This window comes from Paracraurococcus lichenis, assembly GCF_030657435.1.
Taxonomy (GTDB): Bacteria; Pseudomonadota; Alphaproteobacteria; order Acetobacterales; family Acetobacteraceae; genus Paracraurococcus; species Paracraurococcus lichenis.
Genome location: NZ_JAUTWS010000097.1, coordinates 1 through 14309, shown reverse-complemented (window position 1 = coordinate 14309; position 14309 = coordinate 1). Strand labels below are relative to the sequence as shown.

The window sequence follows — 14309 nt, the reverse complement described above, 5'->3', positions numbered from 1 at the left end:
AACGGCGGCGGGCGCGGGCGCGGGGGCGGATGAGGATTGGACTGCGAGCCTGGATGGCTTGAGGGCACGTGCGAAGCCTGCGTCCCGGTCGCGCGGAGGGTGCCGTCGTGCTCGCGGCTGTCCAGGACGCTGCGCGCCGCGCCAAGGCGCGGTGGCCTTCGGCCATCCTGGACAGCCGCTGCGCGCGCCGGCCTCAGAGGGGCGGCCGGGACGGAAGGATGGCCTTGGTGGGGCCGAACAGAAGGATGAGGGTTTTGTGGCGTGGGCGGAGAGGTTCGCTCACACCTTGCTGGCGCGTCGTCGCCGGGCGCGAGTCTGGTTGCGCTCCTCTGCTTCCTTGAGGCGGTAGGAGTTGGCCTCGATAGCGATGATATCGGCGTTGTGGACGAGGCGGTCGATCAGCGAGACGACGCAGGCAGCGTTGGGAAAGACCTCTTGCCACTCGGCAAAAGGGCGGTTGGTGGTGATGATGGTGCTCTTGGCCTGGTAGCGGCGAGAAATCAGTTCGAACATCAGGTCGGCATGACGGTTGGAGTAGGAGAGGTAGCCGACCTCGTCGATGATGAGCAGGCTGGGGTGGGCGTAGTGGCGCAGGCGGCGGCGCAGGGCAGTATCGCTGTCGAGTGCGGCGAGATCGCCGAGCAGGTGACCGGCGGTGGTGAACAGCACAGTGTGGCCGGCGATGAGAGCCTGATGGGCGATATTCTGAGCCAGGGTTGTTTTGCCCACACCATTCGGGCCGAGCAGGACCGCGTTGCTGGCCTCCTTGAGGAAATCGAGGCCCATCAGGGCCTCGATGGCGGCGCGGTCGCAGCGCTTCGGCCAGGTCCAATCGAAGTCGCAGAGCGGCTTGAACCGGCCGATGCGGGCGGCCTGCAGGCGCCGCTCCAGGCTGCGCCGGCCGCGTTCCTGCTCCTCCCAGTCGAGCAGCGGTGCCAGCCAGGGCTGGCCGGCAACCTCGGCCCAGTGGGCAAGTAGCCCATGCAGATGCAGCGCCGCGGCGCGGGTTCGCAGGGCCTGTGGGTCAGTCATCGGCGCCATCCTTCAAGCGGTCATAGGTCTCGAGGGCGTGCGGCTGCACCGGCCGGTCCCGTGCCTGCACGTTGGCGGGCAGCACGACGGCGACCGGCGGCGGCGCGCCGCGCTGCTCGCGTTGTCGGTCGAGCGCGAGGCGGACGGCGTTGGGGTGCGGCACGTCGCGCTCGAGCGCTTCGCGGATGGCGGCCTGCAGGTCAGCGGCGCCGTGGCGCTCCAGCAGCTGCAGTAGCGCGGTGGTGATGCTGCCGAGCGGCGTGCCGCGGGCGGCAGCGCGGCGCAGCAGCTCCTGGCTGGCCGGGGCAGCCTGGGCAAGGCGGTCGGTGGCGCGGTGCTGGCGGGCGGCACGCTTCTGAGCCGCCAGGGCTTGCAGGTGGTCGGCCTGCTCGATCTGGGCGCCCTTGTCGTAGCTGCGGCGATGGCAGGCGAGCAGCTCGGCACCGTCGACGATGCGGACCTGCTCCGGGTCGGCGAGCACGGTGAGCACGCGCCGGACATGGGTATGGGGGATGGAGTAGTCGTTGCGGTCAAACCGGACATAGGGCGTCTTGCCGACCCGGACCGCAACGCGCTCGAGCAGCGGCGGCGGGTTGTCGGGCAGCGGCAGCAGATGGCGGACTTCCTCGGCGAAGACCTCGCGCACGCGGCGCTCCGGCTGGTCGGGGCAGCGGCGGTCGGCGGCGAGGCCGTTGCACCAGTCCAGAGCCTGGCCGTTGAGGTCGTCGAGATCCTGAAAGCGGCGGGCAGCAAAGAAGCTCTCGCGCACATAGCCAATGGCGCGCTCGACGCGGCCTTTCTCGTTGCCACGCGCCGGCGCCACCGGCCGCGGCTCGAAGCGGTAGTGCCCGGCAAAGGCCAGCAGCTCGGGATGGAAGCGGATCGCCTCGCCCCGCCTCTCCAGCACGGCACTTTTCAGGTTGTCGTACAGCAGTACCCGCGGCACGCCGCCCCAGGCGGCGAAGGCGGCGGCCTGCCCGCGCAGGAAGCTGGCCATCCCTGCATCGAGGCTGAACCGCAGGAAGATCTGCCGCGAGTAGCTCAGCACCATGACGAAGCCCATCAGCGGACGGCGGGCGCGGCCAATCTGCACATGGCCGAAATGCGCCCAGTCCACCTGGGCCTGCTCGCCCGGCAGGGTGCGCAGCCGCAGGTAGGCCTCGGCTGGACGGCGGGGGCGATGCTGCGCCACCAGGTGGCGGAAATGGTCGGGGCTGCCGCGGTAGCCGCGCTCGTGGACCATGGCGTAGAGCCGGCTGGCGGTCAGCGTGGGGAACCGCTCCAGCGTGGCCCGGATCAACGGCAAGTAGGGGTCAATCCGGGACGGCCGCGCGACGCGGCTGGTTGGCAGGCCGGCCTGCGCCAGCACCCGCTGCACCACGCTGCGGTGGATCCGCAGTTGTTTGGCGATGGTGCCGACGCGCCATTTCTCGGCGTGGTAGTAGCGCAGGATCTGCGCCTCGATCTCAGGCGGTGTTGCCATGCTGCCTGCTCCCGTCCTTGCCTGGGCGGGCGCGGCGCCCTCCTCGGCGACGCAGGAAGCCCTGCCGCAGCAGCGGCCGGCACGGACGGCCGCACCAATGGCAGGCCGGGGCCGCATGCCGGGGCTGGTCGGCTGGCAGGGCTGTGTCGCAGGCGGTGGTCGTCGCGCCGGGCCCGAGGACAGCAGCCGCCGGCGGTGCGGGTGAACCCTGATGCGTCACTATCTCTCGCCGGACCCGGAAGCGGCGCATCCGCGCCGCATGCGCCAGCCGACCTCGGCGGCTCGCCTGGTAGCGCTGGCCGGCCTCGTGCAGCGACCGCCGGCGGGCCCGGTCTGCGCAATCCCCAGCGCAGTAGATCTGGCCCCGATCGCAGCAGCTGCAGATGATGACCTGGCCGCGGCAGGCGGCGCACAGGAACAGCCGCCCGCTCCCCGGTCCGGCCTGCGCCCGCGCACAACGCAGCCGTGGACGCACCCCGTCTGTGCCGCGATACTGCTCCTGCATGCGTGCCCAGCGCGCTGTCGGGCACGGCGTCGATGCAGAACCGCCACGTTATGGTCGGCGCCGTGCTTGCCGCTGTTTTGGCAGATCATCGCCAGCCCGTCCGCCTCGGCCTGCCCTGAGCAGCCCCAGCCGCCGCCCGCCGACTTGCCCCTGGCTATGCCGCCTTGAGCCTCACCGGGCCGCCCCGCCCTGGGCGCCCCTGCAGGCTCTCGCCGCCGGATTTGCACGGATTTCGACCGCCGCTCACAGTTCGCTCCACCCTTGCCAGTATGCGGGAGAAGTGGTGGGCAGGCGGTGCAGGATGCAGGCTTCCCGCACGAGAGGCTCGGGGACAGCGTGGGCACGTGCGATGGCGGCCAGCTTGACATCGAGCAGGCCGGCGAAGGCGAGCAGGTGGTCGCGCTGGTTCTGCAGGGCAACGCGCACCGGGCGAATGCGTCGCGGGTCTTCGGGCTCGCGGACCATCAGCTCGGCGACGACGAAGTCGAACAGCTCTCGCCGTGTCGCCAGGTCTGGGCCGGCCAGGACCAGAACGTCGTGCCGCAGCCACTGGACGAGCGTGCGGACGTCGCGGGCGAGGCACGACGCCCGAGCCTCCGTATGACGGGCCTGCTCGAGCTGGACGACAAGCTTGCCGTCTGGATCCCGCCGACCGGCGCGGCTGATTCCAGCTTGCAGCGTCTTGCGCCGGGACGTGGCGCCTGTGGCGAGGCGCGACAGCGTATTGGCCAGGCCCTCGCTCCGGCGCTGAATGTGGAACACGTCACCATGGCACGGCGTGTCGCCCCAGGCCGCCTGCTGCCCGGCGCGCAGCCCCTGCCCGGCATCGGCCATGGTGTAGTCGGGTCGCAGTCCCCGCTCGGCAGCGTCGAGCAGGTGCACGCCCCAGGTGTCGGCATCACGGCGCTGCTCCGCCACCAGGAGGTAGCAGTAGGTCGATTCCGCGTCGACGCCGGCCAGCACAGGCGTTGCGCCCTGGAAGATCTCGTCATGCAGGCCCACCCGGATGCCCGACAGGTCTGGCTCATCATTGACCACGCTCGCCTGCCGCGTGGCCGCCTGGAGCACGTCGTGCACGTGGCCCAGGCTGACAGGCAGGCCCAGCAAGTCGCGCAGGAACTCGACGACGCCGCGGTATGAACTGCGGCAGATCAGCGGCAGGGCGACGATGACCTGGCGCAGCCAGCTCTTGGTCACCGCCAGGTCGAACAGCACCTCATCGTCCCGCACGGCGGGCGAGAAGGCCTCGTCCAGCGCCGCGCTGGCCTTGTGCATCTGCTGGTAGACGAACTTGCGGCTGACCCCGTGCTGGGCGGCCAGGTCGCTGAGCGTCTCGGTGCCGGCCAGGGCCTGGATGGCGAGCTCCTTGCGGCCGCTCTCGGGCAGCCCGACCGCCACGCCAGCATCTCGGTCCATACTCACCTCACCGGTGAAAACCCGAGGGTGCCATCACCCACCCCGGCAGTGCCAACCCAGCTTCGCGTGTGACCCGGTTTCGAACCACGCCTGCACCCGGCAGGCGTGGGCGTTCGAGGCTGTAGGGTGCCAAGCTCGACGACGAGGCGGTTGCCCGGCTGCCGGTCTCGCAGCACCGCATCGACGGCTATGGCGGCCGGATGGCTCGCCTGCGCCACTGCATCTGCCGTCCCCGATTTCTGCGTGGCGTCATTGTGCAGGCGGTCTGGTGTGAACTTCACAAGGGCAGCGGTGCTTGGGCGAAGCGGCGCCTGCTGCTGTCGACCGACTTGGCCCTGTCAGCCGTCGAGATCGTCGACGCCTACTCCAAGCGCTGGACCGTTGAGCCGCTGTTCGCCGCCCTCAAGCTCACCGATGGCCTGGGCGCGATGTGGCAGCGAAGCCGGACGGTCCTGCTGCGCTGGCTTCACCTGGTCCAGATCGGCCGCGTCCTGCTGGTCCTGCTCACCGCCAAGGCGGAATCAGAGGTCGTCGCATTGGTCCGGCCTGGTGGCTGGCGCAAGCCCGCGACGCTGACGCCGGGTCTGGTCAAGGACGCGCTCGCACGGCGGTTCCACAATTTCGAGGCGTTCCGCCTTCTGCCCGCAACACGCGCCAAATCGGGACCGCTCCGTGGCACCGGACCGCCTGGGCGCGCCGCCGCCGCATGAGCGTCGCTCAATGGCTGTTTCTGACCGCCTGCGACCGACCCGAACAGCCCGATCAGACCGCGGCCATTGCCGGAGCACGGCCAGATGAACTCGAAACTCAAGTCAGCTTGAAACCAGATGTCAGAAGCCGATCGTGTCTTTTCTGGCCGGCCGTCGCGGAGGGCCAATGCCGTACCCGAAACGCAGCACCGCACCGTCAGCGTACCGCGCCCGGGCAGGATGGGCGGGGGCCGGGTGGTCGAAGTGGTGCATGTCCGCCGTCCCGGCGCGACGCCCGCCGGGACTGCCCGCCCGGCCGCGTGGAGCGTCCGCGCCGAGACCTGGCCCGAGGGCTTTCGTGCGAAGATCCCCGCGCCAACACTGCCGACCTCGGGGAAGGCTGTCACGCCTGAACCCGCCGCGCCCACCGTGCATGTCATGCCGATGTGGGAGCCGACGCCGCGGCCGCCGTCGCCCGAGGCCGACCCACCTGACGTGCCCAGGGCCACGGCCACCGGGACGCGTCGACGCCGGGCCGCGCCGCCGAGAGCCGAGCCCGCACTCCGCCATGAGCGGACCTTCGCCGACCTGTTCGGCGAGGAGGAGGGCGCGAACTGCGTGCGCTGCGGCTACCTGATCGCAGCCGGCGCGTGAGCGCCGCGGGTCACTGACATGCGCGGCCTGCGCGTAGTGCACTCGGCAACTGCCGATTATGGACGCAATGGTCACAGATGGCCAATTTTGGGCAAACTGCCCGTCAATACCTCCGCGAAGGAGTTGCTGCGCGGAGGCGACGGGATGTCAGGGGTAGCGCCTGCACACCTGCGCCAAGCATCAGAGCCGGCGAAGGGTGAGGCCGTGGGTCAGGCATCGACCGCGCCGTAAGTCAACTGCATGAACAGCCGCCGATACGCGGCCCGCCCGACGCTCGGCGCTGCAGTCATGTACACCGCGGCCAGTTCCGCCTTCGGGTCTACCCAGAAGTAGGTCCCGCCATAGCCCGCCCACATGAACTGGCCCGCGTAGCCGGGCACCAGAGCGCCGCCGTCCGCCAGCCGCACCATCATACCGAAGCCGAAGCCGTAGCCCGGCGAGTTGAATAGCAGCATCCCCGGCGGGAGCGGCTGCGCCAGCCCGGCGATGTGATCGGAGGTCATCAGGCGCACCGCCGCCGGCGACAGCACGCGGGCACCGTCGAGCTGGCCGCCGTTGGCCAGCATCTGCGCGAAGCGCAGATAATCCCCGGCGCTGGCCAAGCCGCCTGCGCCGCCAGAGGCGTTGCCAGGCGGCTTCGAAACGTCGAGCATCGCCACTGGCTGGTTGTTCAGCGCCGGATCCACGCCGCCGTGCGCCGCCAAGCGCTCCGCTTGCCCACCGCGCAAAAGGAAGCCCGCGTCCACCATCCGCAGCGGTCGGAATAGCCGCTCCTCCAGGAACTCCTCCAGGCGCTTGCCCGACGCTGCCTCCACCACGCGGCCGAGCGCGTCAATAGACAAGCTGTATTCCCACGTGGTCCCCGGCTGCCGCGCTAAGGGCGCTTGGGCGAGGCCCTGGACGAACTCCTGCGGGCTCGGTCCGCGGCTGTCGTAGTCGATGACACCGGGCAGGTAGAGCCGCGTTCGGGCATAGGCGTCGCGCACCGGCGCGTTCTGCGTCAGCTCGCCATACGCCAAGCCCGAAGTGTGGCGCAGCAGGTCGTAGACGAGCATCGGCCGGGCGGCTGGCACCGTCTCGTAGGTGCCGCCCTCCCGGGCCACGCTCACTTGGAGGCGGTCGAAACCGGGCAGGTATTTGGCCACCGGATCGGCGAGGCCGATCCGCCCCTCCTCCATCAGCATCGTCGCCGCCACGGCAGTGAGCGGCTTGGTCATGGAGTAGAGGCGGAACACCGCGGCCGCTGTCATCGGCGCGTTCGCTTGGCGGTCGCGGAAGCCGAATGCCTCAGAGTAGGCGAGCCGGCCGCGACGGGCGATCATCACCACGGCGCCGGGTAGCCGGCCCTCCGCGATCTCGGCCTCCAGCACAGGCCGGATACGCCCCAGCCGCTCTGCGCTGAGCCCAACCTCGTCCGGCTTGGCAGGCGGCAATGGCTGCTGCTGCCGCGAGGCGAGCGGAGTGACGTTGGAGCCGCTCTGCTGGGCCTGCTGCGCGCTGGCTGGCCTGAGCGACCCAAACGTGGACGCTGCGGCGAGCAGGGGCGGGACGCTGAGCAAGGTGCGACGGTTCATGACGCGGACGTTCCTCCTTGGTGGACCGATAGCTTGGCCGCTTTAGGCACCGAAGGTGCCATATCCGCTCCGGCGGCGCTGGTAGCCCAGGGTGTCCGACGGTTCACGTGACCGGGAAGCGGCTTCATGGGTCCGGGCAGCACACCGACCTCGGCCGAGCGCCCGATCCTGGACTGGTTCCATGTCGCCATGCAGCTGGAGCAACTCACCCAGATCGCCGGAGCTCTCGCCTCCGACGATCCGGAGCGAGTGGTGGCCAAGGCGGTGATCGTCGAGGAGGCAGTGTGGTGCACGGATCAGCGGTGTGGACGCACGTAGCCCTACCCGCATTCGGGGTTATGCGATGCGGTTATACGTCGGGCGTCCGAGCTCGAGCATGCGGTTCAGCACACTGGCAGCGATGGCCACCTCGGTCGCCCGACGCCCATCTGTTTGCGATCGGAGCCCGTCACCGATGACGCGCTTCCAGCGCGAGATATCGGCCTCGATAGTCTGTTCGCAATCGCGAAAACGGAGCTTGTTCGCCCTCCGGACCATGTTGCAACACGATGCCGCGGCACCCCGCCAACCCAAACAGGGCCCTTGGCGCGAGCTCTGACAGAACCAGTAGGAGGGCTCCATCGTTGAACGCGCCTGCCCGAACCAATGCGTACCGGCTCAGCCCAGCTTGAGGTTCACCGCCGCTTCCTTGCCGCGCTCTCGCACTACCTCGTAGCTCACCTTCTGACCGTCATTGAGGCCATTCAGCCCAGCAGCCTGCACTGCGGTGATGTGGACGAATACGTCCTTCCCGCCGTCGTCGGGCAGAATAAAGCCAAAACCCTTCTGGGCGTTGAACCACTTCACGGTACCTGTGGCCATGTGGCGTTCTCCCTCAAGCCGAGGAATACTGGTCGTCGGGTTGCGCTGTGTAAACCCGGCGGAACCCCTTGCCCCGCCGGCAGTGGGGCGCGCCGTCATCGTGCACTGAGTTTCGCGGGACGGCATGCCAGTAGCTTCCGAACGACTGCCGGATCGACGGTCGGAAATCGGTCAATGGAAGGCGCCCTCGGCCGAGCTTTGGCAACTGTTAGAATCAGCACCCATGAGATTGGAGCACGTGCTGGCGCGGCGCCCATCTGCTCGTCCCACCACGTCGAGCGACGCACACGGTACCACCAGTGTGCTTGGATCAGCATCTGGCAAGAACTACATTCAGCTATCGCTGAGCGGCCATTCACCTTGGATGGGCGCCACAGAGGTACAAAGGGCGATTGGGAACACTTCCTTGGACCTGACCAGCGAACAGTTTGCGGCCGCGAGAGCCGCTGGATGCGCCTTCTTCCCTGCCATCGAAGCGCAGGTTCAGCGCCTCACTATGCAGCGCCGTATTTTCCGACTGGATGGGAAGGCGTTCATGGTGACCCGAGACGGCGCGTTTTACGAAACCCATGGGACGCTGCTGCAACTCATCGAGGATTATAGACACTTCATCGCATCTCATGAACCTGCGCTCACGGACCGGGGATCGCAGCCCAATGCCGCTCCGCCGAATGCGGCAGTGCCTCAATGCGCCGAAGCACGGAAGCAGAATGCGATGCCTGCTCCGGATGCCAGCAGGCATACTGCCATTCTGGAGACAGCCGGAGCGGTGCCGTCGAGCAAGACTGGACCTCGAAGCGAGGGGCAACCCTACCACAAGGCCGACTTGAAGGTTGGTGCTGCTCCCGCTTCGCCGAAGCCAGAGCCTCGCAGAAGCGAAGGTGTGATGACCGAAAATTTGGCGCCACCTCACGGCACCCAGCCATCTGTGCCCAAGCGTCGCCGTGTCCGTCAGACAGAACGCCTTGTGCTCGAACCACAAGCACCAGCGCGGACACCGGCTGTTGAGTCCGGTGATTCCCAGTCAGCCTCATCCTCGTCGGTTGAGGTGCAGCACGAATCGCTGCCGCAGGCCAGCAGCAACACTGCCACGACTGAGCCGGAAGAAACGGAGACCAGGAGCACCGCTGCCGAGAAAGCGGCGCGACGCGGTGGCGGCCGTCCACGAGCAAGTAGGCATAGCGATGTCCGCGAGGCCAAAGCCGCGCCGGAGCCACAGCCTGAACTGCCATTCAGTGAGCCAGCCGCCCCGGAGCCGGACGCAGTCAATGTGAAAGACGAGAACCTCAACGTCGCTTCACCGCAAATCAGCACTGGCCGGCTCCGAACCGCCAAGAAGCGCGCTGGTCAGCCAAAGGCACCGCGCTGGGTGACTGCCGGGGCGGCGCGCCGGGGCAGACAGAAGTAGGATAGACCCAATCATACCAGTCCGCCGAGAGGCTGACACATGCTACGGCTGACAGATCGCCGTCAGAATATGGTCCCCGGTGCCTGCGCGATGTGTCAAGGGCAAGGTGGGTTGGTATCACATGCTTGCCCTGCAAACTCTGTAGAGGACAGCGCCTCAGCAGGGCAAGCCGCGGCGGGCCCAAGGCGGCGAGGGCCGGGTGGTCGAAGTGGTGCATGTCCGCCGTCCCGGTGCGACGCCCGCCGGGACTGCCGCCCGGCCGCGTGGAGCGTCCGCGCCGAGACCTGGCCCGAGGGCTTTCGTGCGAAGATCCCCGCGCCAACACTGCCGACCTCGGGGAAGGCTGTCACGCCTGAACCCGCCACGCCCACCGTGCATGTTATGCCGATGTGGGAGCCTACGCTGCGGCCGCCGTCGCCCGAGGCCGACCAACCTGACGCGCCCAGGGCCATGGCCACCGGGACGCGTCGACGCCGGGCCGCGCCGCCGAGAGCCGAGCCCGCGCCCCGGCATGAGCGGACCTTCGCCGATCCGTTCGGCGAGGAGGAGGGCGCAAACTGCATGCGCTGCGGCTACCTGATCGAGCCGGCGCGGGAGAGGCATGGGCTGCTGACCTGCGCGGCCTGCGGCTAGGCAGAGCGGCGCCGCAGCGAGCAGCAGGAAGTTCGCTTCGCGCGACGGCCAGGGCGCCGCCACGCTTTCCAGCCTGCGGTGGAGCCCACCGGCCCGGCTGGGGGCTGTGCTGCGGCCCTGGAAGCGAGGGCGCACCGCTGGTGCGCCCTGGGGACCGCCGGCCGGTCCCGCGGCGGCGGGCTGCTACAGCTCCCGCGCGCTGGTCAGGATGCGGCCGACCATACCGTAGGCCACCGCCTCCTCGGCGCTCATCCAGTAGTTCCGGTCGGTGTCGCGCTCCACCCGCTCGTAGGGCTGGCCCGTCTCGCGCGCGACGATGCGGTTGATCCGCTCGCGCATCTTGATGATCTCGCGCGCCTCGATGTCGATGTCGGTCGCCGGCCCGCGCACCCCGCCCATGGGCTGGTGCAGCAGGAAGCGGGTGTTGGGCAGGCAGAAGCGCCGCTCCCGGGTGCCGGCGAGGAAGATCAGCGCGCCGGCGCTGGCCACCCAGCCCGTGCCGATCACCCGCACCGGCGCGATCGCATCCACGAAGCGGATCATGTCGTGGATGGTGTCGCCGCTCTCGACATGGCCGCCCGGCGAGTTGACGTAGACATCGATGGGCTGGTCGGACGCCCCCGAGAGCGCCAGCAGCCGTCCCGTCACGTCGCGCGCCAGCTTGTCGGTGATCGCCCCGAAGATCAGCACCTTGCGCTGGCCGAGCAGGCGCGTCTCGAGTTCATTGATCGGCGAGGCTAGGGTGCGGTTGTCGTCGGGTTCGCGCGGTTCGGGGCCGATCGGCTCGGGCACCTCCGGGTCATCATCGAGCCGCGTGGCGGCCGTGGTCCGGTGCTGAGTGCGCATGGCAGTCCTCTCGCAGGTATGGCGGGCGGACCTTGGGCAGGGCGCAGCGGCTTGTCCAGCCAGGAGGGCGTACTGGCCAGGGCTATCGCATATGGAATTTGATGGTCCTCCGACGCGGTCAGAGGCTCGGTTTTCACCCTCTGTGGTCGAGTTTGGGCCGCCGCGACGGCTTTGTTCGACGCAAACGTGGCCGTAGAGGGTCATATGCGATAGCCCTGGCGTACTGGCTTGGCGCAGCCTGACCGCTGCGACCGTCCGCGGTGCGGCGGGATAGACGACCCGCGCTACGCCGGGCAGGCCCCCTGTTCGATCCTCACCGGCGCTTCGCAGCACTTCGCTCCCGCTTGCTCAACCCGAGCCGCTCGCTTCAGGAACATGGCTGTCCTTGCTGGCATGATTGTCCCCTGCGTTCCTTCTAAACGGCGGCGCCGACCCGCCTCCAGAACCGGACAGCCTGCCCTCGGCGGACCATCCAGAGCGAGACCGCTTCAACCTTCACTGACCCAGCCGCGTGTGCGTACCATGGGACATTCACCTTCCATGCCCATCACCGGAGCGCGCGCCATGGCCGCTGATCCCACCCCGGTTGTCTTCATCCCCGCCCTGCTGTCCGATGCGGCCATGTACCGGCAGGTGATCGAACATCTGGGCGAGAGCGTCGCGCCGCAGGTGATGGTGCTCGCGGAGCCCACGATGCAGGCCAATGTCGAGACCGTCCTGGCCAAGGCGCCACCGACATTCGTCCTCGTTGGCACGTCCTATGGTGGCAGCATCGCCCTGGAAGTGGCCCTAGCAGCCCCCGAGCGCGTGACGGCGCTCTGGCTCATGGGCTGCAACCCGGCGGCGCCGGAGGCGAGCGTGCAAGAGCTTGCGGGTGGATTGGAAGCCATGCCGGACGCCGTCATCGACATGCTGGCTGGTTTGGCCGTGCCGAAAGAGGCAGCGGAGGCGGCGGCAATGTTCAGGGAGATGGCGAACCGCATCGGCGGCGCAGTGGGAGCCGCGCAGGCCCGTGTCCTGGCCTCGCGTGCAGAGATAGCCTCTCGGATTGGCGTTCTGCGGATGCCGGCGCTGGTGGTCTGGGGCGACGATGATCAGATCGTGCCGGACTCGGTGGGACGGGCACTCGCGGACGCCCTGCCGCATGCGCATTTCCATGTGCTGCGCGGCTGCGGTCATCTGCCAACGCTCGAGGTGCCAGCCAAGTGCGCAGAACTGTTTGTCGAGTTCCTCGAGGACGAGGTCGGCGACGCGCAATCCTAGCCCGAAACGAAAAGGTGGACCGCAAGATCCAACGCCCTCCTTCTCGTCGCCTAGGGGGCACGTGGCCGCACGTTGGAGGTGTGCATGGCGATCCGCCAAGCATCCGGCTGCCGCACAGCCGTGATCATGCCGTAGCCGCTCGGGCCTCCGACGATGGTGTAGTCCCAATATGCCCAGATGACGTCGCCGCTCTGGTGCGCTTCGCGGGGTGTGAAGGTGATATGCGGCGATTGCTTCATGAGGCGGCTGATGGCTGCCTCGATCTCCTGTCGGCCCTTCAGCGCGCCGACCAAGCCGCTGAGGAAGGTCGCATCCGTAATGTAGAGATCGGCAAGCGTCCTGGCGTCGCCACCGTTGTATGCAGCCATCCAGTGCGAGGCCAGGTCCTGCACCACCGTTAGTGGCTCCTCGGCGGCGGAAACGCTGCTGGTGAATCCGACGAGCAGAGCGGCAAATGCGAGCGTACGACGGTACATTTGTTCCCTCCCTGCGGTCACTCGACCGGCGGCGGAACGCTCACCGACTACCGCGGCTGCGTCAATGGTGCCGAGTCGAACCATTCCAGCAAGCCGCAGATGCTGGGGGCGCTGTCCTTGGTCCATGCACTGGCCGGACCGGGCGCGTCCCGACAGGCGGTGCTGTAGGAGGCCGCGCCAGCACTGCCGATCGAGGGCGCGAGCGAGGCGGTGGCCCAGGACTATGCCGCGGCCGAAGTTGGATCGGCTCGGGCTGCACTGCACGCGGCGGCTGGCCGCCATGCGGCGAGGCGTACGCAGGGACGATGCGTCCTGCCAGCCTTGCATTTCCCGCGACAGCAAACGCCTGCTCGCGCCACCCGCGATACCCGCGCAGAGGTGTCATGAGCGGATCAGGTCGAGTAGTTCTTCTTCGCTCAGGCGGCCGGCGACTTCCGTGCCCTCCAGAAGCTCCGAGGCGAGGTCACGCTTGCTGTGGTGCAGCCGCAGAATGCGCTCCTCGATGCTGTCCTTCACGATCAATCGGTAGACCGTTACCGGCCGTTGTTGCCCGATTCGGTGGGCGCGGTCCGACGCCTGGTCCTCAACGGCCGGGTTCCACCAAGGATCCAGGTGGACCACGTAGTCCGCCGCGGTCAGGTTGAGCCCCGTTCCGCCGGCACGCAGACTGATCAGGAACAGCTCCGACCCGCCCGCCTGGAACGACGCCACCCGGCGGGCCCGCTCGGCGGAAGGGGTGCTCCCATCCAGGTATTCATAGCGCAGGCCTCGCGTATCCAACGCCTCGGCGACCAAGCGAAGATGGCCGACGAACTGGCTGAACACCAGTGCCCGGTGCTGATTGCGCGCCAGTTCGTCGACAAGCTCGAGAACGGTGTCCAGCTTGGCGCTGGACACCCCCGCTGCAGGCTCGACCAGGGCTGCATTGCAGCAGGCCTGCCGAAGCCGCATGAGCTCGGCGAGGATGTGGATCTTTCGCTTGCCTCTCGGGGCATCCAGCGCAGCGATGGGCGTGGTTCAGAATCGGCGAGTTTTGGGTCACACGGGCGCACGAAGAGTGCCGGCCTGTGAGGGCCGGGTGCCGAGGCGCGATGTGCCGTGTGTAGGAGGCGGTCAGCCTCCCCGCGTCAAGCCCGCCGGGGCTGAAGCGGTCCCAGGCCGAGCAGGGTGAGCCAGTGCGGATGGCCCTGGCCGGTCATCAGCTCCCGCGGGCTCTTGCCCTGCCGCTTGGCGCGCCGGCTGCGCAAGAAGCGGCGGTGGTTCAGGAAGAACCGCAGCAGATCCAGGTATGCGCCCCCGAGATGGCGGCGCAAGGTGAAGTAGGTGCGCAGCCGCGAGTTGAGGTTCTCCACCAGCGAGCTGCTGCGCGGCGTGCTGGCCATGGCCCGGCGCACGGCGTCGAACAGGACGTGGAACTTGCTTCCCATCCGCGCTCGCAGTTCGTGTCAGCGGCGGCGAGGAAGCGTTCT

14 protein-coding genes are annotated in these 14309 nt (G+C 68.5%); 5 read left to right on the top strand and 9 right to left on the bottom strand.

Features of this window, described 5'->3' with window-relative positions:
- Positions 1-279: 279 nt before the first annotated feature.
- From istB to Q7A36_RS34725, 3 genes are all read right to left on the bottom strand, one after another.
- Positions 280-1032 carry an IS21-like element helper ATPase IstB gene (istB, locus tag Q7A36_RS34735; protein ID WP_305108387.1) on the bottom strand — a complete coding sequence of 251 codons (753 nt, stop codon included), beginning with the start codon at positions 1030-1032 and terminating at the stop codon, positions 280-282.
- Positions 1025-2515, bottom strand: coding sequence for an IS21 family transposase (istA, locus tag Q7A36_RS34730; protein WP_305108386.1), 1491 nt, complete (start codon positions 2513-2515; stop codon positions 1025-1027). Before istA ends, istB begins: the two co-directional genes overlap by 8 nt.
- 748 nt (positions 2516-3263) lie before the next feature.
- A complete protein-coding gene (locus Q7A36_RS34725) occupies positions 3264-4418 on the bottom strand; it encodes a hypothetical protein (protein ID WP_305108385.1) in 1155 nt (384 codons plus the stop codon).
- Between the two features lie 218 nt (positions 4419-4636).
- Here Q7A36_RS34725 and Q7A36_RS34720 point away from each other — a divergent pair, with 218 nt between their 5' ends.
- Both Q7A36_RS34720 and Q7A36_RS34715 read left to right on the top strand, forming a co-directional pair.
- Complete coding sequence (locus Q7A36_RS34720; RefSeq protein ID WP_305108384.1) at positions 4637-5146, top strand: hypothetical protein; 510 nt, start codon at positions 4637-4639, stop codon at positions 5144-5146.
- Positions 5147-5380: 234 nt separating this feature from the next.
- Positions 5381-5779, top strand: coding sequence for a hypothetical protein (locus Q7A36_RS34715; RefSeq protein ID WP_305108383.1), 399 nt, complete (start codon positions 5381-5383; stop codon positions 5777-5779).
- A gap of 209 nt (positions 5780-5988) precedes the next feature.
- Here the strand turns inward: Q7A36_RS34715 and Q7A36_RS34710 are convergent, their stop codons facing one another.
- Positions 5989-7353: a serine hydrolase domain-containing protein gene (locus Q7A36_RS34710; protein WP_305108382.1), complete on the bottom strand. Its 1365-nt coding sequence runs from the start codon at positions 7351-7353 to the stop codon at positions 5989-5991.
- 126 nt (positions 7354-7479) lie between these two features.
- Between Q7A36_RS34710 and Q7A36_RS34705 the strand changes: the two genes are divergently transcribed.
- Complete coding sequence (locus Q7A36_RS34705; protein ID WP_305108381.1) at positions 7480-7671, top strand: hypothetical protein; 192 nt, start codon at positions 7480-7482, stop codon at positions 7669-7671.
- A 339-nt stretch (positions 7672-8010) separates the two neighbouring features.
- On the opposite strand, the gene Q7A36_RS34700 is transcribed toward Q7A36_RS34705, so the two are convergent.
- On the bottom strand, positions 8011-8214 hold the full coding sequence (locus Q7A36_RS34700; RefSeq protein ID WP_305108380.1) for a cold-shock protein: 204 nt from the start codon (positions 8212-8214) through the stop codon (positions 8011-8013).
- Between the two features lie 406 nt (positions 8215-8620).
- Between Q7A36_RS34700 and Q7A36_RS34695 the strand changes: the two genes are divergently transcribed.
- Positions 8621-9622: a hypothetical protein gene (locus tag Q7A36_RS34695; RefSeq protein ID WP_305108379.1), complete on the top strand. Its 1002-nt coding sequence runs from the start codon at positions 8621-8623 to the stop codon at positions 9620-9622.
- An 816-nt stretch (positions 9623-10438) separates the two neighbouring features.
- On the opposite strand, the gene Q7A36_RS34690 is transcribed toward Q7A36_RS34695, so the two are convergent.
- Entirely contained in the window at positions 10439-11101 is a 663-nt protein-coding gene (locus tag Q7A36_RS34690) for an ATP-dependent Clp protease proteolytic subunit (RefSeq protein WP_305108378.1), read from the bottom strand.
- A gap of 540 nt (positions 11102-11641) precedes the next feature.
- On the opposite strand from Q7A36_RS34690, the gene Q7A36_RS34685 reads away from it, so the two are divergent.
- Complete coding sequence (locus tag Q7A36_RS34685) at positions 11642-12364, top strand: alpha/beta fold hydrolase (protein ID WP_305108377.1); 723 nt, start codon at positions 11642-11644, stop codon at positions 12362-12364.
- A 50-nt stretch (positions 12365-12414) separates the two neighbouring features.
- Here Q7A36_RS34685 and Q7A36_RS34680 read toward each other — a convergent pair whose 3' ends face one another.
- The 3 genes from Q7A36_RS34680 to Q7A36_RS34670 form a co-directional block, all read right to left on the bottom strand.
- Positions 12415-12840, bottom strand: a complete 426-nt coding sequence (locus Q7A36_RS34680) for a YybH family protein (protein WP_305108376.1) — start codon at positions 12838-12840, stop codon at positions 12415-12417.
- Positions 12841-13221: 381 nt separating this feature from the next.
- Positions 13222-13737 carry a DEAD/DEAH box helicase gene (locus tag Q7A36_RS34675; RefSeq protein WP_305108375.1) on the bottom strand — a complete coding sequence of 172 codons (516 nt, stop codon included), beginning with the start codon at positions 13735-13737 and terminating at the stop codon, positions 13222-13224.
- A 230-nt stretch (positions 13738-13967) separates the two neighbouring features.
- Positions 13968-14222 carry a hypothetical protein gene (locus Q7A36_RS34670; RefSeq protein ID WP_305108374.1) on the bottom strand — a complete coding sequence of 85 codons (255 nt, stop codon included), beginning with the start codon at positions 14220-14222 and terminating at the stop codon, positions 13968-13970.
- Positions 14223-14309 lie beyond the last annotated feature (87 nt).

Excerpts from the sequence above, each read along its gene's own strand:
- istB (WP_305108387.1), bottom strand. The coding sequence starts at position 1,032 with ATGACTGACCCACAGGCCCTGCGAACCCGCGCCGCGGCGCTGCATCTG.
- istA (WP_305108386.1), bottom strand. The coding sequence starts at position 2,515 with ATGGCAACACCGCCTGAGATCGAGGCGCAGATCCTGCGCTACTACCAC.
- Q7A36_RS34720 (WP_305108384.1), top strand. The coding sequence starts at position 4,637 with ATGGCTCGCCTGCGCCACTGCATCTGCCGTCCCCGATTTCTGCGTGGC.
- Q7A36_RS34710 (WP_305108382.1), bottom strand. The coding sequence starts at position 7,353 with ATGAACCGTCGCACCTTGCTCAGCGTCCCGCCCCTGCTCGCCGCAGCG.
- Q7A36_RS34705 (WP_305108381.1), top strand. The coding sequence starts at position 7,480 with ATGGGTCCGGGCAGCACACCGACCTCGGCCGAGCGCCCGATCCTGGAC.
- Q7A36_RS34700 (WP_305108380.1), bottom strand. The coding sequence starts at position 8,214 with ATGGCCACAGGTACCGTGAAGTGGTTCAACGCCCAGAAGGGTTTTGGC.
- Q7A36_RS34690 (WP_305108378.1), bottom strand. The coding sequence starts at position 11,101 with ATGCGCACTCAGCACCGGACCACGGCCGCCACGCGGCTCGATGATGAC.
- Q7A36_RS34685 (WP_305108377.1), top strand. The coding sequence starts at position 11,642 with ATGCCCATCACCGGAGCGCGCGCCATGGCCGCTGATCCCACCCCGGTT.
- Q7A36_RS34680 (WP_305108376.1), bottom strand. The coding sequence starts at position 12,840 with ATGTACCGTCGTACGCTCGCATTTGCCGCTCTGCTCGTCGGATTCACC.
- Q7A36_RS34670 (WP_305108374.1), bottom strand. The coding sequence starts at position 14,222 with ATGGCCAGCACGCCGCGCAGCAGCTCGCTGGTGGAGAACCTCAACTCG.